We start from the raw sequence: 20,109 nt of genomic DNA, 5'->3' as shown, positions 1-20,109 counted from the left end.
CCTGCCAGGCGCCGGCGCACATAAAAAAGCCGGCTTGCGCCGGCTTTTTTATGGTGAATCAGCAAAAAAAGCTTAGTTTTTCGACTGGTCGACCATCTTGTTCTTGGCGATCCAAGGCATCATGGCGCGCAGTTTCGCGCCCACTTCTTCGATCTGGTGCTCGGACGTCAGACGACGGCGCGAGATCAGGGTCGGTGCGCCTGCCTTATTTTCCAGGATGAAGCTCTTCGCGTATTCGCCCGTTTGAATGTCTTTCAGGCATTGACGCATCGCATCCTTGGTGGCCGACGTCACGACTTTAGGACCGGTCACGTATTCGCCGTATTCGGCGTTGTTCGAGATCGAATAGTTCATGTTGGCGATGCCGCCTTCATAGATCAGGTCGACGATCAGCTTCAGTTCGTGCAAGCACTCGAAGTACGCCATTTCAGGCGCGTAACCGGCTTCCGTCAGGGTTTCGAAGCCGGCCTTGATCAGTTCCACGGCGCCGCCGCACAGCACGGCTTGTTCGCCGAACAGATCCGTTTCGGTTTCTTCACGGAAGTTCGTTTCGATGATGCCGGCACGGCCGCCGCCGTTGGCCGACGCGTACGACAGGGCGATATCGCGGGCGATGCCCGATTTATCCTGGTACACGGCGATCAGGTGGGGCACGCCGCCGCCCTGGGTATAGGTGGCGCGCACGGTGTGGCCCGGGGCTTTCGGCGCGACCATGATCACGTCCAGGTCGGCGCGTGGCACGACTTGGCCGTAATGCACGTTGAAGCCGTGGGCGAAGGCCAGTACGGCGCCTTGCTTGGCGAACGGGGCGATGTTTTCGTTGTAGACCTGGGCGATGTTTTCATCCGGCAACAGGATCATGATGACGTCGGCCGCTTTCACGGCGTCGTTGACTTCCGCCACTTTCAAGCCGGCTTGCTCGACCTTGGTCCACGACGCGCCGCCCTTGCGCAGGCCGACGGTGACGTTGACGCCCGAATCGTTCAGGTTTTGTGCGTGTGCATGGCCTTGCGAACCGTAGCCGATGATGGCAACGTTTTTGCCTTTGATCAAGGAGAGGTCAGCGTCTTTGTCGTAAAAAACTTTCATGGTATTTCCTATAATTTGATGATGCGTTGTTGTTTTAAATGCGGCGCCAGGGCCGCGTAGAGCTGCTTGTATTTTTATACTTTGAGGATGCGTTCGCCGCGGCCGATGCCGGAACCACCCGTGCGGACGGTTTCCAGGATGGCGGCGCGGTCGATCGAATCGATGAACGCGTCGAGCTTGACCTTGTTGCCGGTCAGTTCGATCGTGTACGTCTTTTCGGTGACATCGATGATGCGGCCACGGAAGATATCGGCGGTGCGCTTCATTTCCTCGCGCTCCTTGCCCACGGCACGAACCTTGATCAGCATCAACTCGCGTTCGATATGCTGGCCTTCGGTCAAGTCCACCACCTTCACCACTTCGATGAGGCGGTTCAAGTGCTTGGTGATCTGCTCGATGATGTCGTCCGAGCCGCTGGTGACGATGGTCATGCGCGACAGGGTCGAGTCTTCCGTCGGCGCCACGGTCAACGTTTCGATGTTGTAACCGCGTGCCGAGAACAGGCCCACCACGCGCGACAGGGCGCCCGCTTCGTTTTCCAGCAAGACAGAAATAATATGGCGCATGATTAGAGGTCCTCCGAGCCGAGCATCATTTCGGACAGGCCTTTGCCGGCTTTCACCATGGGCCACACGTTTTCGGACTGGTCGGTAATGAAGTTCATGAATACCAGCCTGTCTTTCATGCCGAACGCCTCTTTCAGGGCGCCGTCGACGTCGCCCGGTTTTTCAATTTTCATGCCCACGTGGCCGTACGCTTCGGCCAGCTTCTCGAAGTCGGGCAGCGAATCCATGTACGACTCGGAATAGCGCGAACCGTAATCGATTTCCTGCCACTGGCGCACCATGCCGAGGAAACGGTTGTTGAGCATGATGATCTTTGGCGTCAAGTGGTACTGCTTGCACGTGGCCAATTCCTGGATGCACATCTGGATCGAACCTTCGCCCGTGATGCAGGCAACGGTGGCGTCCGGGTTGGCCATCTGCACGCCCATGGCGTACGGCAAGCCGACACCCATGGTGCCCAGGCCGCCGGAATTGATCCAGCGGCGCGGCTTGTCGAAACCGTAGTATTGCGCGGCCCACATCTGGTGCTGGCCCACGTCGGACGTGATGAAGGCGTCGCCCTTGGTGATCTGGAACACCTTTTCCACCACCGATTGCGGCTTGATGACGAGATCCGAAGTCGGGTACTTCAGGCATTCGCGGCCGCGCCATTCGGCGATCTGCTTCCACCAGTTGCTCAAGGCATTGACGTTCGGCTTGGCTTCGGCCGCATCCAGTTGCGCGAGGAATTCGATCAGCACGTCCTTGACGTTGCCGACGATGGGAATATCGACCTTGACGCGCTTGGAAATCGACGAGGGATCGATGTCCACGTGGATGATCTTGCGCGGATGCGAGGCGAAATGTTTCGGGTTGCCGATCACGCGGTCGTCGAAACGGGCGCCGATGGCGATCAGGACGTCGCAATTCTGCATCGCCATGTTCGCTTCATAGGTGCCGTGCATGCCGGGCATGCCGACATACTGCTCGCTCGAAGCGCGGTAGCCGCCCAGACCCATCAAGGTGTTGGTGCAAGGGAAACCCAGGCGGTCGACCAGCTTGTTCAGCTCGGCCGAGGCGTTCGCCAGGATCACGCCGCCGCCCGTGTAGATCATCGGGCGTTCGGCTTGCAGCAACAGCTGCACGGCCTTGCGGATCTGGCCCGAATGGCCCTTGTCGACGGGACGGTAGGAACGCATCTCGACTTCCTTCGGATAGTCGAAATGGCATTTGTGCATGCTGATATCCTTGGGGATATCGACCAGCACGGGTCCCGGACGGCCGGTACGGGCGATGAAGAAAGCTTTCTTGATCGTCGCTGCCAGGTCCTTGACGTCCTTGACGAGGAAGTTGTGCTTGACGACGGGGCGCGTGATGCCGACCGTGTCGCATTCCTGGAACGCATCCTGCCCGATGGCGTGGCTCGGCACCTGGCCGGAGATCACCACCATGGGAATCGAGTCCATGTACGCGGTGGACAAGCCCGTGACGGCATTCGTGACGCCCGGACCGGACGTGACGATGGCGACACCGACCTTGTTCGAGCTGCGCGAATAGGCATCGGCGGCGTGGATCGCGGCCTGCTCGTGGCGTACCAGGATATGCTGGAATTTGTTTTGCTGGAAGATGGCGTCGTAGATGTAGAGTACGGCTCCGCCCGGGTATCCAAAGACGTGCTCGACGCCCTCTTCAGCCAGACAGCGCACGACAATTTCTGCGCCCGTAATTGGTCCTGCTGCTGCTTCGGTATTCATGAAACATTCCTTTCAAGGTCCATTGGAGATTGATCGGATGTTCTTTCCTGACGAAGTTCGCTGTGCGCGACAGTGCTCCTGCTTCCCTTTTCATGCGGTCACGCAATTTCTTTGGGCACCCATAGATACCTTACAAAACAACGCTTAACGCAACTCGTTTGGCCGGAGTTTCTGTGGCGCCTGTACGAACCGCTCGCGCTTGTGGCGCGGGTTAGAACAAACTGCCTACAAATGAAAGCGCGTCTTGCCGCGGATGGCCTTGTGTGCCGGTCGCGACCTGACCATAGGGCTTTGGGGTGTTCAAAGCGTCCTATACGGTATCGCGTCGCACCATTATGGTCAAGGAAAATGTCAGCCGAAAGGCCATTTTGCGCGCACGGAGTGCAAAAACTCTGCGGAAACGCACATTTTTTGCTAGCATGCACGGGGTTGCAAAAAGCATACCCGCCCCCATTTCGCCCACCGCACCCGCAGCCGCTAAGATCCCCCATACCGCATGGCAACAGACAAAGAATTATCCGACTTTCTAGAAAATGTCGAGCGGCGCGCCTTCAAGCAAGCCGCCTACGCGGTCCGCAAGGAAGAATCGGCACTCGACATCGTGCAGGACGCCATGATCAAGCTGGCCGAGAAATACGGCGACAAGCCGGCCGCCGAACTGCCGATGCTGTTCCAGCGCATCCTGCAAAACACCATCCTCGACTATTTCCGCCGCGAAAAAGTCCGCAACACCTGGGTCAGCCTGTTTTCCGGCATGAAGCCCTCGGGCGACGAGCATGAGGATTTTGATATACTTGACACTTATGAATCGGAACAGGGCTCCAGCGCCGCCGAATCCTCGGCCGACCAGGTCGAGCGCGCGCAAATCCTTGATTTGATTGATGCAGAAGTACAAAAACTGCCGTCACGTCAACGCGAAGCCTTCCTCATGCGTTATTGGCAGGACATGGATGTGGCTGAAACAGCGGAAGCGATGGGTTGCTCCGAAGGTAGCGTGAAAACACATTGCTCTAGAGCTACCCACACGCTCGCCGAATCGCTGAAAGCCAAGGGAATTAAATTATGAACACCGACGATCTCAATTTCGCTTACAAAGTGCGCCATGCACTGAACGAAAAACTCGACGACCTGCCCGCATCGGCCACCGATCGCCTGGCAGCGGCACGCAAGCTGGCCCTGTCGCGCAAGAAGGCGGACGCGCCCGCCGCCGTCGCCGTGCGCCAGAATGTGTTCGCCGGCGTGGCCAGCAGCCTGTTTGTCGAGCCGCTGTCGTGGCTGGGCCGCATGAGCGTCATCATCCCCCTGCTGCTGCTGGTCGGCGGCATGGTGGGCATCTATCAGTTTGAGCAAGAACAACATATTGCCGAACTGGCAGAAATCGACGCTGCCGTGCTGTCGGACGAATTGCCGCTTTCCGCCTACATGGACCATGGCTTCAACGCCTACCTGACGAAACGCGAGCAATAATGACACGCTCGAGCGTACGCAAAGGCTGGCTGGCCGGCGGCATCGGCCTGGGTGCATGCGCCCTGGCCGGCGCCGCCTGGGTTGGCGCGCAGCAACATGCCGCGCCCGCCGCTCCTCCCGTGGCAGCCGCACCCGTGGTGGCGCCCGCGCCGGCCTCGACAGCCAAGCCCGGTTCGCCCCGCACGGCCGGCAAGGGCGGCACGCCGCCCAAGACGGGCGAGAATCCCTCGTGGAACAAGTTGTCGCGCGCGCAGCAGGAAGCCCTGCAGCCGCTGGCAAGCGAATGGAACAAGCTGGAAGCCTTGCGCAAGCAGAAATGGCTCGATATTGCCAGCCGTTTCGCCTCCATGACGCCGGACGAGCAAACGCGCGTGCATGAACGCATGCGCGAATGGATCAAGCTGACGCCGGAACAGCGCCGCCTCGTGCGCGAAAACTATACGCGCACGAAGAAGATTGATCCTGGTCAAAAAACCGCGCAATGGGAGCAGTACCAGCAATTGCCGGAAGATCAAAAGAAAAAGCTGGCGACGGAACTCGTGCCGAAAAAGCCGCTGGAAAAAGTGCCCGCGATCAATTCGAATACGAGCAAGCCGGCCCCGATCCTGCTGCCCGCCACGCCGGCAGCGCCTGCGGCCGCCGCGCCCGTCCTGCCGCCCGCGCCCGCAGCAACGGCCGTGCCGAGCGATCCCGCCGCGGCCCCCGCCACCGTGCCCGTCACGCCACCTGTTACGCCTGCCCCACTGCCAACCAATGCCAAATAGCACGCCTGCCGCCAGCATCACTTCCCATCCCACGATCAAGCGCCGCCTGATTTCCATGGTGTACGAGTCGCTGCTGGCCCTGGCCGTGCTGTTCCTGCCCTTCCTGCTGTTCGAGCTGGCCGTGCAGGGCGCGCATACGCCGTTGACGGAACACATGCGCCAGTGCCTGGCCTTCCTCGTCATGGGTGCGTATTTCATCCATCAATGGAGCCGCGAAGGGCAAACCCTGGCCATGAAGACGTGGCGCCTGAAAGTCGTGCTGCCGGGCCACGCCCACGTGCCGCTGCGCGTGGCCGCCTACCGCTATGTGCTGTCGTGGATGTGGCTGCTGCCAGCCCTGCTGGTGTCGTATCTGCTGGACTTGCAGCACTGGACGGCCCTGGGCGCCATCGGTGTCGGCATCCTGGCGTGGTCCAGCACGGCCCTGTTCACGGGCAATGGACAATTTCTGCACGACAAGCTGGCAGGCACGCACATCGTGCAATTGCCAGCGCCGGCGAAGAAGCCGAAGAAAGTCGCCGCCTGAGTTTTTACGCGGCTTGACCTGGGTCATTGAAGCGCCACGGGGGCTCTGCGATCATGGCATGCCATGAATACTACCGCCCCCCTCCCCCACACACGCTTCGCTCCCTACCGCGAGGAAGTCTGCAGCGAAGACGAAGTCAAGCATCTCGTCCACACCTTTTATGCGGCCGCGCGCGACGACGCCATGCTGGGTCCCATCTTTGCCGCCGAGGTCAAGGATTGGGACGCCCACCTGGCCACACTGGTCGATTTCTGGTCAGGCTTGCTGCGCGGCACCATGCGCTACCACGGCAAGCCGCTGGCCCAGCACGCACAAATGGAACACCTCACGCCCTGCATGTTCCGCCGCTGGCTGACCCTGTTCTTCGCCACGACCGAGAGCATGGGCAATGCGGCCTTGCAAGAGAAGGCCGACACCATCGCCTTGAATATTGCTGAACGGCTATGGAAAAGCTTTGCAGAAAGCCATTCCATCGTGGCGCCGCAGCTTTAGAAGCGTTCGTAGCCTTGCAGATAGCGCCATTGCCCCACGGGCATGGCGCCCATCGGGATGCGGCCGATGCGCAAGCGCTTCATGGCGACGACGTCCAGTCCCACCATCTTGCACATATGGGCGATCTGGCCCGGCTGCACGTTTTTCAGGGCGAAACGCAAACGCGTTTCATTTTGCCAGCTGACCTTGATCGGCGGCAAAGGCTTGCCATTGAAGGGCAAGCCGTGATTGAGCAGCGCCAGGCCGTTTTCCATGATGTCGCCGGCCACTTCCACGATGAATTCCTGCTCCACCGTTTTCGCTTCGTCGACCAGCTTGCGGGCGACGCGGAAATCCTGCGTGAATACCAGCAAGCCGGACGCCATGGTGTCGAGCGGATTGGTGATCGTCAGGCCGATCAGGTGGCGCTTGAGGAAGCGCGTGACGGAACTGGGCGCCACGTTTTCCGGCGTGAATATCTCTTCGGGACGCAAACAGCTCAAGGCTGGCTTGCCTTCGCTGCCGATGCCGCCATTGATGCCGGCCGGCTTGTGCAGCAGAATCGTTACGGGCGGCATTTCTTCCAGGGTGGCGTTCGGCAACAGCACCACCGCTTGATTGTCGGCCACGCGCGCGCCCGACTCTTCCACCAGCACGCCGTCGACCGTCACCCAGCCGCCCTCGATATACAGCTCGGCCTCGCGGCGCGAACAGGGCACGTCTTCAGACAGGCGCTTGGCCAGGCGGACGGTGGGCATTTCAATAGGTGTGGTCATGGAGGAGGCGCAAAAAGCAAGAGGAGGAGAAAGCCGGTATTGTAACCGACCCGCTCCTCCCCTCGTTTGCCCTTGCGGATACTTTGCCCTGCGGATACTTTACGCGCCCGCCTTGGCCAGCTCTTCGGCAAAGAAGCGGTGGCCCATCTCTTCCAGGCCCAGGGTTTGCAGCACTTCCTGCAAGCGTTCCGTCGGACGCTGACGCGGCAAGTTCTTGTAGCTGGCGATGATCAGTTCATTCTTCATCGAATGCTCCCAGCCCACCAGTTCCGTCACGCTGACCTGGTAGCCATGGGCTTCCAGCTGCAAACAGCGCAGCACGTTGGTGATCTGGCTGCCGAATTCGCGCGTATGCAGCGGGTGGCGCCACAATTCCGTCAAAACACTCTTGCCCAGGCTCTTGCCCTTGTTCTTCTTCAATACGGAGGCGACTTCAGCCTGGCAACATGGCACCAGCACCATGAATTTCGCCTTTTTCTTCAAGGCGAAATGGATGGCGTCGTCGGTGGCCGTATTGCACGCGTGCAAGGCCGTGACGATATCGATCTGCTGCGGCAGCAAGGTCGATTCCGTCGATTCGGCCACGGACAGCGGTAAAAACGACATGCCGGGGAACTTGAATTTCTTCGCCAGCTCCTGCGAACGCTGCACCAGTTCTTCGCGCGTCTCGATGCCATAGATGTGCGAACCGTCGTTGCCGTTCTTGAAGAACAGGTCGTACAAGATGAAGCCCAGGTAGGACTTGCCGGCGCCGTGGTCGACCAGCGACACGCCGGGGTGATCGAGCTGCACTTCGCGCAGCAGCGGCTCGATGAATTGCGTCAGGTGGTACACCTGCTTGAGCTTGCGGCGGCTGTCCTGGTTCATCTTGCCGTCGCGCGTCAGGATGTGCAATTCCTGCAGCAAGGCGACCGACTGGCCATCCTTGATCTCGGGCATGTTGCTGGCGGCGGTGATGACGTCTTTCGGCGCGGCGACTGCGGTGGCGGCGGCTGCCGCGCCCTTAGCGCGCTTCATCGATCCACGCCATCTGTATCGCTTCGAGCACTTTTTCGCCGCCGCGCGTGTGGTCATCGTCAAAGCCGTCCAGTTCCACCACCCAGTTGTGCAGGTCGGTGAAACGCACGGTCAGGGGATCGATGTCCGGATGCGCATCGTACAGCGCCTCGGCGATCACGTGAATGTCGGACCATTTCATGTTAGTGGCTGCCTTCGCTGACCTGGTTGATCGTGTATTTCGGGATTTCGACGACGAGGTCGGCCTCGGCCACGATGGACTGGCACGACAGGCGCGACACGGCTTCCAGGCCCCAGGCCTTGTCCAGCATGTCTTCTTCCAGTTCCGTCGCTTCGTTCAGGGATTCGATGCCTTCACGCACCAGCACGTGGCAGGTGGTGCAGGCGCACGATTTTTCGCAGGCGTGCTCGATGTCGATGTCGTTTTCCAGCAGGATGTCGCAGATGGACTTGCCGGCAGGTGCTTCGATGACGGCGCCGTCCGGGCAAAGCTTGGCGTGCGGCAGGATAACGATTTGTGGCATGGTGTCTTCTTTCAGTCTGTCATTCGGAGCGCGGCCGCGGCGAGTGCCTGCGGCGCGCTGTTCAATTAGTTTTATACGACTTGATCCAGGGATTTACCCGTCAAGGCCGTGCGCACGCTGCGGTCCATGCGGCGCGAGGCGAAATCCTCGGTGCCGTCGGCCAGCGCCTCGATCGCCAGCTTCAAGGCCTGGTGGTCGATGGCGCCGCTTTGCGATTGCGCAATAGCGTCACGCACCTTGCTCATCAAGCCGTCGACGGCTGCGCGTTCGTCTGCATCCAGCAAGCCGCCGTCTTCATCGAGCGCCGACTGCGTGGCCAGCAGGATGCGTTCCGCTTCCACCTGCTCTTCGCGCAGCGCGCGCGCCACCATGTCGACGTCGGCCGAGGTGTACGAATCCTGCAGCATGCGGGCGATATCGTCGTCGCCCAGACCGTAGGCCGGCTTGACGCTGATCGACGCTTCCACGCCCGAGCGCAGTTCGCGCGCCGAGACGGACAGCAAGCCGTCCGCATCGACCTGATACGTGATGCGGATGCGCGCGGCGCCCGCCACCATCGGCGGAATGCCGCGCAGCTCGAAGCGCGCCAGCGAACGGCAATCGCTGACCAGTTCGCGCTCGCCCTGCAGCACGTGCACGGCCAGGGCCGTCTGGCCATCCTTGAAGGTCGTGAATTCCTGGGCGCGCGCACACGGTATCGTCGAATTGCGGGGGATGATCTTTTCCACCAGGCCGCCCATGGTTTCGATGCCCAGCGACAGCGGGATCACGTCCAGCAGCAGCCAGTCGTCGCCGGCGGCGCGGTTGCCTGCCAGCAAGTTCGCCTGGATGGCGGCGCCCAGCGCCACCACTTTGTCGGGGTCGATGTTCGCGTGCGGCGTCGTGTGGAAGAACTCGCTCACGGCGCGCTGCACGTGCGGCATGCGCGTGGCGCCGCCCACCATCACCACGCCATCGACGTCGTCCGCATCCACGTTCGCGTCGCGCAAGGCTTTCTTGATGGCGTTCATGGTTTTCACGACCAGGTGCGAAGTCATGGCGGCGAATTCTTCGGCCGTGATGCGCAGATGGATTTCTTCGCCCGAGTTCAGCTTGGCGTCGATCGTCGTTTCCGACTTGGTCGACAGCAATTCCTTGATCTCGCGCGCCTTCACCATCAGGATGGCCGTGTCTTCGTCCGACAGCGGCGCCAACTTGGCGTGCTCGCTGATCCAGCAGAACAGGCGACGGTCGAAATCGTCGCCGCCCAGGGCCGAGTCGCCGCCCGTGGACAGCACTTCGAATACGCCCTTGCTCAATTTCAAGATCGAGATGTCGAAGGTGCCGCCGCCCAGGTCGTACACGGCGTACACGCCTTCGGACGCGTTATCGAGGCCATACGCGATGGCGGCGGCCGTCGGCTCGCTCAACAGGCGCAAGACATTGATGCCGGCCAATTGCGCCGCATCTTTCGTGGCTTGCCGCTGTGCATCGTCGAAATACGCTGGTACAGTAATCACGGCGCCCACCAGGTCGTCGCCGAGCGAATCTTCCGCGCGCTGGCGCAGGGTGGCGAGGATCTGTGCCGACACTTCGACGGGGCTTTTCACGCCGGCCACGGTTTTCAGCTGCACCATGCCAGGCGTGTCCTGGAAGTCGTAGGGCAGGTTTTCCGCGTAGGCGATGTCGGCCAGGCCGCGGCCCATGAAACGCTTCACGGAAACGATGGTGTTCTTCGGGTCGGTGGTTTGCGCAGCCAGGGCCTTGTAGCCGATGTTCGCGTGGCCGTTCGGCAGGTAGCGCACGACGGAGGGCAGCAGGGAGCGCCCGTCTTCGTCGTTGAGCACCTCGGGAATGCTGTTGCGGACGGTGGCGACCAGGGAATTGGTGGTGCCAAGGTCGATGCCGACGGCCAGGCGGTGCTGGTGCGGCGCGGTCGACATGCCTGGTTCGGAAATTTGCAGAAGTGCCATTGTATTCGTGCCTCGATTAATTTTTTGCGTGATGCAGTTGATGCCTGACGCGCATTATAAGTCGCGGGCCAGACTGGCGCTTGGCACGCCGGTCAAGCGATCGCCTGGTCAAGCCTCGATGGCCTCATAGGCAAAACGGACTTCCTCGCCGAATTTGTCGAGGAACATCAGGGCGCGCACGCTTTGCGCGGCATTCGCGTAGTCGGCAGCATCCAGCTGGGCCGCCACCTGGGCCAGCAAGGCCTTGCGTTCGCCGCGCAGCTGGCGGTCCAGGGCGTCGAGCGCGTCGGCATCCTTGCCGGCACGGGCCTCGCCCAGCTCTTCGCGCCATTCCATCTGCTGCATCAGGAAACTGACGGGCATGGCCGTGTTCGACTCCGTCTGCAGGTCGACGCCATTGAGTTCGCACAGGTATTGCGCGCGTTTTTGCGGGCTTTTCAGGGTTTGATAGGCTTCATTGGCGCGCGTGGCCCATTGCATCGCCACGCGCTTTTCAGCACTGCTGGCATTGATGAAGCGGTCCGGATGAACCTTGCCCTGCACGTCGCGATAGGCCGCGTCGAGCGCGCTCATGTCGAGCGAGAACTGCGCCGGCAACTGGAATAATTCGAAGTGGTTTTGCATAATGGTCGGTGGTCGCTGTACCGCAATCGATGGGTACAGCGCACCGACCGGGGTCTTGCCAGCTGTTTAAATCCTGAAGGACTCGCCGCAGCCGCAGGCGTCTTTTTCGTTCGGATTGTGGAACTTGAAGCCTTCGTTCAAGCCTTCGCGCGCGAAATCGAGTTCCGTGCCGTCGATGTAAGGCAAGCTTTTCGGGTCGACGAAGACTTTCACGCCGTGCGACTCAAAAACGCTGTCTTCGGCCGCCACTTCATCGACATATTCGAGCTTGTAGGCCAGGCCCGAGCAGCCCGTGGTGCGCACGCCAAAGCGCAAGCCCATGCCCTTGCCGCGCCGTTCGATATAACGGTTGATGTGTTTCGCCGCTTTTTCGGTCAGTGTGATCATGTATTTCTCCGCTCCTGTTCCCACATGGGAACAGGTATCAAAATCCAACAAATTCTAGAGTGCCTGAAAAACGTTCAGGGCAAGGCGCATTGCCGCAGGCAGTACGACTAGTACGACAAGGCAATGCAACGCAGCCATGGGCGTTTTCTCAGGTGCTCTACGCGGCCGGATGGCGGGTCTGATAGTCCAGCACTGCCGCCTTGATGGCGTCTTCCGCCAGGATGGAGCAGTGGATCTTCACTGGCGGCAGGGCCAGTTCTTCGGCGATCTGCGTGTTCTTGATGGCCAGCGCCTGATCCAGAGTTTTACCTTTCACCCATTCGGTCACCAGCGAGCTCGAGGCGATGGCCGAACCGCAGCCATACGTCTTGAATTTCGCATCTTCGATCAGGCCGTCGGCGCCAACCTTGATCTGCAGTTTCATCACGTCGCCGCAGGCAGGCGCGCCTACCATGCCGGTGCCGATGGTTTCATCACCCTTGTCGAAAGCGCCCACGTTGCGCGGGTTTTCGTAGTGATCGAGTACTTTGTCCGAGTAAGCCATTTTGATGCTCCTTAAATATTCTTGCCGGCCCTGTCCAACAGGGCCAGGGTATTGGTTAGTGGGCAGCCCATTGGATCGAATTGATATCGATGCCATCTTTAAACATGTCCCACAGCGGCGACAGGTCGCGCAGCTTGTGTACTTTCGATTTCAGCAGGTTCACGGCGAAGTCGATGTCTTCCTCGGTCGAGAAGCGGCCGATGGTGAAGCGGATCGAGCTGTGCGCCAGTTCGTCGCTGCGGCCCAGGGCGCGCAGCACGTACGATGGCTCCAGGCTGGCCGAGGTGCAGGCCGAACCGGACGATACGGCGATATCCTTGATCGCCATGATCAGCGACTCGCCTTCGACGTAGTTGAAGCTGACGTTCAGGTTGTGCGGCACGCGGTGCTCCATGTCGCCGTTGATGTAGACTTCTTCGATCTCCTGCAAGCCCTTGGCCAGGCGGTCGCGCAAGGCCTGGATGCGGCCGATTTCGCTGTCCATCTCTTCCTTGGCGATGCGGAACGCTTCGCCCATGCCGACGATCTGGTGCGTCGGCAAGGTGCCCGAACGCAGGCCGCGCTCATGGCCGCCGCCGTGCATCTGCGCTTCCAGGCGCACGCGCGGCTTGCGGCACACGTACAGGGCGCCCACGCCTTTCGGGCCGTAGGTTTTGTGCGCCGTGAAGGTCATCAGGTCGACCTTGGTCTTTTGCAGGTCGATGACGACCTTGCCCGTCGCTTGCGCGGCGTCGCAATGGAAGATGATGCCTTTCGAGCGGCAGAATACGCCGATCTCGTCGATCGGCTGGATCACGCCGATTTCGTTGTTCACCAGCATCACCGACACGAGGATGGTGTCCGGGCGCACGGCCGCGGCCAGCTGCTCGACGGTGATCAGGCCGTTATCCTGCGGTTCCAGGTAGGTCGCTTCAAAGCCGATGCGTTCCAGCTCGCGTACCGTGTCGAGCACCGATTTGTGCTCGGTCTTGACGGTGATGATGTGCTTGCCCTTGGTCTTGTAGAACTGCGCCGCGCCCTTGATGGCCAGGTTGTTGCTTTCCGTTGCGCCGGAGGTCCAGATGATTTCGCGCGGATCCGCGTTCACCAGGGCCGCCACGTGGCCGCGTGCCTCTTCCACGGCTTTTTCCGCCGTCCAGCCGTACATGTGGCTGCGCGATGCCGGATTGCCGAACTGCTCGCGCAGGTAAGGAATCATCTTGTCGGCGACGCGTGGATCGATCGGCGTCGTGGCCGAGTAATCCATGTAGATCGGGAAATGCGGTGCGGTTTCAAAGTGCACTTGGCCTACGTTTTTTTCTGGGGCGTTCATCAATAACTCCTGCAATCAGCAACTGGTATTTTTGTCATTATCAACCGAGGGCGGCGTGGTTACGGTGCATCACCATCACGCTTTGCTCGGCATTCTTTTGTCTCTGCTGGTCGACCAGGTCCTGCAAGGACACAGAATCCAGATAATCGACCATTTTTTCGTTGAGTGTGGACCACAATTCATGCGTCATGCAGCGCGCGCCCGTGGCCGCGTCGGCGCCGTGGCAATGTTCCTTGCCGCCGCACTGCGTGGCGTCCAGCGGTTCGTCGACGGCGATGATGATGTCGGCCACCGTCACCTTGTCGGCGCGGCGCGCCAGGCTGTAACCGCCGCCTGGGCCGCGGATCGATTCGACGATCTCATGCCGGCGCAGCTTGCCGAACAGCTGCTCCAGGTAGGACAGGGAAATCGACTGGCGCTGGCTGATACCGGACAAGGTGACCGGTCCCTTGCCCTGGCGCAGGGCAAGATCGATCATCGCTGTCACGGCAAAACGGCCTTTTGTAGTCAGACGCATACATCCTCTGGTCAACTGGTTTAAAATATTGCGGCTTTTCAACTCCTCAAACCCCGAGTAGTTGAATGATTTAGTCAAGTATAACAAATTCGGCGGGGTTTGTCAGAGCGCCCCTCGATGACCACAGGGCTGGAAGGGGCATGGCCGGCCGCGCCAGGCGCGGCGGCTTCAGGAAAACAACAGTCGGGAAGTCGCGGGCGGGTGCAGCGTCAATTTTCAGCCCCGTAAAGCGGTCCGCACTTTCATCAGTTCAAACCCCAGCAGGTTCAAGCCGTCCCAGCGGGCGGGGTCCAGGATGCGCGGATTGTCCGACGCCAGGCCCACGCCCCATATCCGGTCGACGGGACTGGCTTCGACGATGACGCGCTCGCCCGTGCCCAGCAAAAACTTGCGCAGCGCCGCCTTTTGCGAGAACTTGGCAAAGTTGCCATCGAAAACGATGCCAGCGCGCGCCGCTTCCCACACCCTGGCGTCGAAGTTCGCCACTTCGCGTCCCAGCTTCTTCACTTCCGACGGCCGCTCGGCCGCCACGATGCGCGCCTGCACGGCCGTGTCGCCAAACAGGGCCGCCTTTTGCGCCATCATGTAATGCTCGGCCGTCGCATACGTCACGCCGGCCAGGCTGAACGGCGACGGAAACCACTGGCTGAAGCAGCTTTTGTCGGGCACCTGCGGCTGCGCCGGCGTGTGTCCCCAGAAATACAGATAGTCGGGCACGCCGCCCGCCGCGATCCACGCCTTCAATTCTTCCACGTTACTGATTTGCATATTCCCCGCACTTCCGCCAGACAGGCGATGATTCAAGCTCAAGCACGCAATAGTTGCATCGGGCCAAACAAGGCCTGCATGTCACGATTGCCGATAAAGGACAGATTATACGGATGTTCCGCCGTCACCTGCGGCAAGGATGTCGCCACCGGCAGACGTTTGATCAGCTCGGCGATCTTGCCCCACAGCACCAGTTGCGGCTGCACCGCCCCGCCCGGCTGCGCCAGCGCTTCCAGCACCACTTGCAGGAAAGGCAGCCAGCCGCGCGCATCCTGCACGGGCGGCACGTGGGAACGGAACACCAGCGCCGCGTTCAGCAGCAAAAAGCCCTGCTCCGTCATCTTGCGCTGCAAGTCGGGCAAGGTCTGGATCACGCCGCTGTCCGCTTGCAGCGCGGCCGCCGCCACGGGCGCCATGGCCGCGCCGGACGTATCGCCGCCCTGCAGCTGGCCATCGGCCACCAGCAGCATCTTCATGAAGTTGCGCAAGGACGTGGCGCGGTTGACGGGTTTCGACAGGCCCGTGGCCGACCACAGGCTGCCGACGGCGCCATCCATGAAGCACACGCCCGTGGCGCTGTCGGCGCGCGGATACGGCCCCTCGCCCACCAGCACGTAGCGCACCTGCGCCAGCGGCAGGGCAAAGGCGGCGAACAGCCGGCCCTGCGTGGGCAGGTAATCGTCGGCGGCCAGCGCCGGCAGGTAGGCGGGATCGGCCGCCATCACGGCCTGCAAGCCGCGCAGCAGGATGGGACGCCAGGAAGCGTGCGCCAGGGACAGGGCATCGGTGATGCTGGCAGGAACGGTTGTTGCGGTCATGGGGACGTGAAGTATTTGGGCAAACGCAAATTGTAGCGCACCGGCAAGATGGCATTGACTGATCAAAATCAAGCACGCATAAAAAAACCCCGCCTGTTGCCAGACGGGGCTTCCCGCACCGCGCCGTGTGTTGCTATTCGGCGTCAGGCTGCTGCGACGGGTGCGCCGCAATAAAGGCTGGCAAGCCGGCGCAATGCGCATGGATGCGCGCCACGCGCGGATACGGCGCCAGGTCGATGGCAAAGCGCAGCGCATTGAACACTTGCGGCACCAGGCAGCAATCGGCCATCGTCGGGCTGTCGCCGTGGCAGAACAGCCCCGTGCCGGCAAGATCGCCCTGCGCCAGCAGCGCTTCCACGGCCGCCAACCCCTCGGCCATCCAGTGGCGGTACCACTCCTGCTTGACCTCGTCCGACAGCCCAAGGGTGGTTTTCAGGTATTTCAGGACGCGCAGGTTCGTCAGCGGATGGGCGTCGCAAGCGATGGCCAGCGCCAGCGCGCGCACGCGCGCCCGTTCCAGCGGGTCCGCCGGCAGCAAGGGCACGCCAGGACGCGTCTCTTCCAGATACTCGAGCATGGCCAGCGACTGCGTCAGGATGGCGCCGTCATCGTCGAGGGCCGGCACCAGCGCCGACGGGTTGACGGCGCGGTAGGCTGGCAGCAACTGCTGGCCGCCATCCTGCAGCAGATGCACGGGAATGCTGTCGTAAGCGATGCCCTTGAGATTCAAGGCGATGCGCACGCGGTAGGCGGCCGAACTGCGAAAGTAGGTGTACAGCTTCACGGGCGGCCTCCTCAGGCGCGCGTGGCGCCAGCGTACAGGGCCACGGTCTGCTCGATGCTGCCGAAGATGCTGGCGCCGGCCGCGTCGCGCATCTCGATGCGCACCGTGTCGCCGAACTTCAGGTACGCCGTCTTTGGCGCGCCGTGTTCGATGGTTTCATACATGCGCACTTCGGCCAGGCAGCAGTAACCGACGCCGCCGTTCTCGATGCTGGAGCCGAACAGGTTGCCCTGCTTGTTCGACACGGTGCCCGAGCCAACGATAGTGCCGGCGCCCAGTTCGCGCGTCTTCGCCGCATGGGCGACCAGTTGCGCAAAATTGAAGGTCATGTCTTCGCCCGCATTCGGCTTGCCGAACGGCTTGTCGTTGAGGTCCACCAGCAGCGGCAAATGCAGCTTGCTGTCCGCCCAGGCCGCGCCCAGTTCATCGGGCGTGACGGCGACGGGAGAGAACGCGCTGGCCGCCTTCGACTGGAAGAAACCGAAGCCTTTCGCCAGTTCGCCCGGGATCAGGTTGCGCAGCGAGACGTCGTTGACCAGCATGACCAGGCGAATCGCCTTCGCCGCGTCATCCGCGCCGGCGCCCATGGCCACGTCGCCCGTGATCACCGACACTTCCGCTTCCAGGTCGATGCCCCACTCTTCGGACAGAGCGAAGACGGGGTCGCGCGGGCCGATGAAGCTGTCCGAGCCGCCCTGGTACATCAGCGGGTCCGTGTAGAACGAGGCCGGCACTTCCGCGTTGCGCGCCTTGCGCACCAGCTCCACGTGGTTGATGTAGGCGGAACCGTCGGCCCACTGGTAGGCGCGCGGCAGCGGCGAGTGGCACTGATTGGCATCAAACGGCTGCGCGTCCGGCGCCTGGCCCGCGTTCAGGTTGGCGTACGCCTGTTCCAGCTTGGGCGCGACGGCGTCCCAGTTGTCGAGCGCCGCCTGCAGGGTGGGGGCGATGGCGGCCACGCGCTGGTACTGGCGCAGGTCGCGGCTGACGAGGATCAAGGCGCCGTCGCGGCTGCCGTTTTTCAGGGTTGCGAGTTTCATGGTATTCCTGGTTCGGTGTATTGGTCAGAGAGTGTCGGTCTGCAGCAGTCAATCTGCTGCGCTCAGGCGTCGGCCGGCGCGTGCATCCAGGCGGCGTGCTTCGGCGCGCGGCGCGTCTGCGACCATTCTTCCAGCATTTCCCATTTGACGGCGTCCAGTTTGGCCATCATTTCCGGCGTGCCCACGTTGGCCGCCAGTTCCAGGCGGTGGCCGTTCGGGTCGAAGAAATAGATCGACTGGAAGATGGCGTGGTTGACGGGGCCCAGCACCTCGATGCCGCCCGCCACCAGGCGCTCCTTGGCGGCCAGCAGTTCTTCCATGCTGCCCACTTCCAGCGCCAGGTGCTGCACCCAGGCCGGGGTATTGCGGTCGCGGTCCATCGGCGGCTGCGTCGGCAGCTCGAAGAAGGCCAGCACATTGCCCTGGCCCGCGTCGAGGAACACATGCATGTACGGGTCCGGCGCCTTGGTCGACGGCACCAGGTCTTCGGCGATGGCGAGGACGAAATTCATGTTCAAATGCTTGACGTACCACTCGACGGTTTTCTTCGCGTCGATGCAGCGGTAGGCGACGTGGTGGATCTGCTTGATTTTCATGCGGTCTGTCTCCGATGGATGGCGCCCTGGGCGCGATGTTTTTCAGCTTTTCACCATTAGAATCCAGTTACAGCTATCATACAAACAATTTTTAACCATCGATTTATCGGATTATCTTATGAGTCCCAGCCTGCGACAGATGCGCGCCTTCGTGGCGCTGGCCAAGACCGGCAGTTTTACCCTGGCCGCCGAATACCTGCACGTGACGCAGTCCGCCTTGAGCGGCTTGATCAAGGAACTGGAAAGCGTGCTGGGCGTGCGCGTGGTCGAGCGCAGCACGCGCAAGACGCAGCTGTCGGAAATCGGCCGCGAACTGTATCCGCTGTTCGAGAAGATGATCGAGGACCTCGACGGCGCCATGGCCGGCATCGCCCAGCGCAAGGCCCTGAAAACGGGCATGGTGCGCATCGCCGCGCCGCAGATGATGGCATGCACCCTGCTGCCGGAAGTGATCGCCGCCTACCGCCAGGCACACCCGGACGTGCAGCTGCGCCTGGTCGACTGCCCCGTGGAGAATGTCTCGGCGCGCGTGTTCAGCGGCGAAGTCGATTTCGGCATCGGCCCCGAGCGCGATCCGACGGCGGAAATCGCCGCGCAGGTGCTGTTCGAAATGCCCTTCGTGCTGGTCTACCCCGAGCAGCATCCGCTGCGGCAGAAAGAGCGCGTCACCTGGGCCGACGTGGGCGACTACCCGTTCATTTCGCTGCAGGGCCAGTTCACGGAGCGCCTGCTGCGCGACATGCACGGCGCGTTTCGCGAGCTGTCGCTCAATCCCTACAATGAAGTGACCTTCATGACGACGGCGCTGGCCATGGTCAGCGCCAACCTGGGCATCACGGTGTGCCTGCCGTACGCGGAACCGATGGTCAAACTATACAATTTGCACATGCGCGCCCTGCACGAACCGGAACTGACGCGGCGCTTTTTCGTCTACACGAAGACGGGCCGTTCGCTGTCGCCGGCGGCCGAAAGCTTCATGGCCTTCCTGTTCCGCTTTGTCGAGACGCACGAGTGGAACGTGGGAGCGGGCGGCCCGGCTGGCGCCGCTTTATAATCGCGCATCGCCCCATTCTCCGCCCGCACCATGACCCAGCCCGACCTGTCCGCCATCGACGCCGCCACCATCGCCATCAACCAGCGCATGACCACATTCGACGGCCATGCGCAGGTCTGGCTGTTCGGCTATGGCTCGCTGATCTACAAGGCCGATTTTCCGTATATCGAACGGCGCCCCGCCAGCATCGCCGGCTGGACGCGGCGCTTCTGGCAAGGCTCGCACGACCACCGGGGCACGCCGATGGCGCCGGGCCGCGTCGCCACCATCGTGCCGCAGGCGGGCGCCGTGTGCGACGGCATGGCCTACCTGATCACGCCCGAAGTCTTCGCCCACCTCGACCACCGCGAAAAGAACGGCTACCTGCGCCTGGCCACCGAGATCACCTTCGACGATGGCAGCAAGGCCGAAGGCCTGGTGTACATCGCCAACGAGGAAAACGCCGCCTTCCTCGGTGCCGCGCCGGAACTGGACATCGCGCGCCAGATCGCCCGATCAAGCGGCCCCAGCGGCCCGAACAGCGACTACCTGCTGCACCTGGCCAGCGCCCTGCGCGAGCTGGGCAAGAGCGATCCCCACGTCTTTGCCATCGAGCAACATCTGGCGCAATTGAAGGATGTGCCGCCTGCCGCGCAGTGAGCTGCAGCGGGCCGCCGGCTTGCATGATGCAAGCGATGAAAATCTTTTTATTGTGACAATTGGCGACTATCGCCGTTTCATTAACGCCCATAATCGGAACGCGCGATTCCTTTATGCCCGAGTAGGGCAATGGCACGCGTC

The 20,109-nt window shown here is 61.7% G+C and carries 25 protein-coding genes; 7 read left to right on the top strand and 18 right to left on the bottom strand.

What is annotated here, in order from left to right; translation table 11 throughout:
- Positions 1-72 precede the first annotated feature (72 nt).
- From ilvC to NCG91_RS23500, 3 genes are all read right to left on the bottom strand, one after another.
- Positions 73-1,089 (bottom strand): ketol-acid reductoisomerase, encoded by a 1,017-nt coding sequence (gene ilvC / locus NCG91_RS23510; RefSeq protein WP_034750044.1) that lies wholly within the window; start codon positions 1,087-1,089, stop codon positions 73-75.
- Positions 1,090-1,163: 74 nt separating this feature from the next.
- On the bottom strand, positions 1,164-1,655 hold the full coding sequence (ilvN, locus tag NCG91_RS23505) for an acetolactate synthase small subunit (protein ID WP_010399754.1): 492 nt from the start codon (positions 1,653-1,655) through the stop codon (positions 1,164-1,166).
- A 2-nt stretch (positions 1,656-1,657) separates the two neighbouring features.
- Positions 1,658-3,388 (bottom strand): acetolactate synthase 3 catalytic subunit, encoded by a 1,731-nt coding sequence (locus tag NCG91_RS23500; RefSeq protein ID WP_099667148.1) that lies wholly within the window; start codon positions 3,386-3,388, stop codon positions 1,658-1,660.
- A 496-nt stretch (positions 3,389-3,884) separates the two neighbouring features.
- On the opposite strand from NCG91_RS23500, the gene NCG91_RS23495 reads away from it, so the two are divergent.
- From NCG91_RS23495 to NCG91_RS23475, 5 genes are all read left to right on the top strand, one after another.
- Complete coding sequence (locus NCG91_RS23495) at positions 3,885-4,454, top strand: RNA polymerase sigma factor (protein ID WP_034779551.1); 570 nt, start codon at positions 3,885-3,887, stop codon at positions 4,452-4,454.
- Positions 4,451-4,855: a DUF3619 family protein gene (locus tag NCG91_RS23490; protein WP_099667147.1), complete on the top strand. Its 405-nt coding sequence runs from the start codon at positions 4,451-4,453 to the stop codon at positions 4,853-4,855. The genes NCG91_RS23495 and NCG91_RS23490 overlap by 4 nt, the downstream gene beginning before the upstream one ends.
- The gene (locus NCG91_RS23485) at positions 4,855-5,619 is read left to right on the top strand and encodes a DUF3106 domain-containing protein (RefSeq protein WP_251351410.1); all 765 of its coding nucleotides are present in this window, start codon (positions 4,855-4,857) and stop codon (positions 5,617-5,619) included. The genes NCG91_RS23490 and NCG91_RS23485 overlap by 1 nt, the downstream gene beginning before the upstream one ends.
- On the top strand, positions 5,609-6,145 hold the full coding sequence (locus NCG91_RS23480) for an RDD family protein (RefSeq protein WP_099667145.1): 537 nt from the start codon (positions 5,609-5,611) through the stop codon (positions 6,143-6,145). The genes NCG91_RS23485 and NCG91_RS23480 overlap by 11 nt, the downstream gene beginning before the upstream one ends.
- 63 nt (positions 6,146-6,208) lie before the next feature.
- Complete coding sequence (locus NCG91_RS23475) at positions 6,209-6,637, top strand: group III truncated hemoglobin (protein ID WP_099667144.1); 429 nt, start codon at positions 6,209-6,211, stop codon at positions 6,635-6,637.
- Here NCG91_RS23475 and NCG91_RS23470 read toward each other — a convergent pair.
- The 15 genes from NCG91_RS23470 to NCG91_RS23400 all read right to left on the bottom strand — a co-directional run bounded on the left by NCG91_RS23470 (position 6,634) and on the right by NCG91_RS23400 (position 18,275).
- Entirely contained in the window at positions 6,634-7,392 is a 759-nt protein-coding gene (locus tag NCG91_RS23470; RefSeq protein WP_251351408.1) for an rRNA pseudouridine synthase, read from the bottom strand. The genes NCG91_RS23475 and NCG91_RS23470 overlap by 4 nt on opposite strands.
- A gap of 99 nt (positions 7,393-7,491) precedes the next feature.
- On the bottom strand, positions 7,492-8,409 hold the full coding sequence (locus tag NCG91_RS23465; protein WP_251351407.1) for a class I SAM-dependent methyltransferase: 918 nt from the start codon (positions 8,407-8,409) through the stop codon (positions 7,492-7,494).
- Positions 8,396-8,590 carry a Fe-S cluster assembly protein IscX gene (iscX, locus tag NCG91_RS23460; protein ID WP_071322763.1) on the bottom strand — a complete coding sequence of 65 codons (195 nt, stop codon included), beginning with the start codon at positions 8,588-8,590 and terminating at the stop codon, positions 8,396-8,398. The genes NCG91_RS23465 and iscX overlap by 14 nt, the downstream gene beginning before the upstream one ends.
- A 1-nt stretch (position 8,591) precedes the next feature.
- Positions 8,592-8,933 carry an ISC system 2Fe-2S type ferredoxin gene (gene fdx / locus NCG91_RS23455; protein WP_034750070.1) on the bottom strand — a complete coding sequence of 114 codons (342 nt, stop codon included), beginning with the start codon at positions 8,931-8,933 and terminating at the stop codon, positions 8,592-8,594.
- A gap of 71 nt (positions 8,934-9,004) precedes the next feature.
- Positions 9,005-10,885, bottom strand: a complete 1,881-nt coding sequence (gene hscA, locus NCG91_RS23450; RefSeq protein ID WP_099667141.1) for a Fe-S protein assembly chaperone HscA — start codon at positions 10,883-10,885, stop codon at positions 9,005-9,007.
- A gap of 108 nt (positions 10,886-10,993) precedes the next feature.
- Complete coding sequence (gene hscB, locus NCG91_RS23445; RefSeq protein WP_251351405.1) at positions 10,994-11,509, bottom strand: Fe-S protein assembly co-chaperone HscB; 516 nt, start codon at positions 11,507-11,509, stop codon at positions 10,994-10,996.
- 66 nt (positions 11,510-11,575) lie between these two features.
- Positions 11,576-11,896: an iron-sulfur cluster assembly protein IscA gene (iscA, locus tag NCG91_RS23440; RefSeq protein WP_010399774.1), complete on the bottom strand. Its 321-nt coding sequence runs from the start codon at positions 11,894-11,896 to the stop codon at positions 11,576-11,578.
- A 157-nt stretch (positions 11,897-12,053) separates the two neighbouring features.
- Positions 12,054-12,440, bottom strand: a complete 387-nt coding sequence (gene iscU / locus NCG91_RS23435; protein WP_034750082.1) for a Fe-S cluster assembly scaffold IscU — start codon at positions 12,438-12,440, stop codon at positions 12,054-12,056.
- Positions 12,441-12,495: 55 nt separating this feature from the next.
- Complete coding sequence (locus tag NCG91_RS23430) at positions 12,496-13,752, bottom strand: IscS subfamily cysteine desulfurase (protein WP_099667139.1); 1,257 nt, start codon at positions 13,750-13,752, stop codon at positions 12,496-12,498.
- Between the two features lie 40 nt (positions 13,753-13,792).
- On the bottom strand, positions 13,793-14,269 hold the full coding sequence (iscR, locus tag NCG91_RS23425; protein ID WP_065310626.1) for a Fe-S cluster assembly transcriptional regulator IscR: 477 nt from the start codon (positions 14,267-14,269) through the stop codon (positions 13,793-13,795).
- Positions 14,270-14,485: 216 nt separating this feature from the next.
- Entirely contained in the window at positions 14,486-15,037 is a 552-nt protein-coding gene (ybiA, locus tag NCG91_RS23420; protein ID WP_251351403.1) for a riboflavin biosynthesis intermediates N-glycosidase, read from the bottom strand.
- A gap of 38 nt (positions 15,038-15,075) precedes the next feature.
- Entirely contained in the window at positions 15,076-15,855 is a 780-nt protein-coding gene (locus tag NCG91_RS23415; protein WP_251351402.1) for a uracil-DNA glycosylase family protein, read from the bottom strand.
- Between the two features lie 133 nt (positions 15,856-15,988).
- Positions 15,989-16,639, bottom strand: coding sequence for a maleylacetoacetate isomerase (gene maiA / locus NCG91_RS23410; protein ID WP_251351401.1), 651 nt, complete (start codon positions 16,637-16,639; stop codon positions 15,989-15,991).
- 11 nt (positions 16,640-16,650) lie between these two features.
- A complete protein-coding gene (locus tag NCG91_RS23405; RefSeq protein WP_251351399.1) occupies positions 16,651-17,679 on the bottom strand; it encodes a fumarylacetoacetate hydrolase family protein in 1,029 nt (342 codons plus the stop codon).
- A gap of 62 nt (positions 17,680-17,741) precedes the next feature.
- A complete protein-coding gene (locus tag NCG91_RS23400; protein WP_092710160.1) occupies positions 17,742-18,275 on the bottom strand; it encodes a VOC family protein in 534 nt (177 codons plus the stop codon).
- 118 nt (positions 18,276-18,393) lie between these two features.
- On the opposite strand from NCG91_RS23400, the gene NCG91_RS23395 reads away from it, so the two are divergent.
- The gene (locus NCG91_RS23395; RefSeq protein WP_251351398.1) at positions 18,394-19,329 is read left to right on the top strand and encodes a LysR family transcriptional regulator; all 936 of its coding nucleotides are present in this window, start codon (positions 18,394-18,396) and stop codon (positions 19,327-19,329) included.
- Between the two features lie 54 nt (positions 19,330-19,383).
- Positions 19,384-19,968, top strand: a complete 585-nt coding sequence (locus NCG91_RS23390) for a gamma-glutamylcyclotransferase (RefSeq protein ID WP_251351479.1) — start codon at positions 19,384-19,386, stop codon at positions 19,966-19,968.
- The last annotated feature ends 141 nt before the right edge of the window (positions 19,969-20,109 follow it).

Source organism: Janthinobacterium kumbetense (genome assembly GCF_023703445.1).
GTDB classification, from domain to species: domain Bacteria; phylum Pseudomonadota; class Gammaproteobacteria; order Burkholderiales; family Burkholderiaceae_D; genus Janthinobacterium; species Janthinobacterium kumbetense.
The sequence above is the reverse complement of the archived record's forward strand: the minus strand, read 5'-3'. Positions and strand labels throughout refer to the sequence as shown.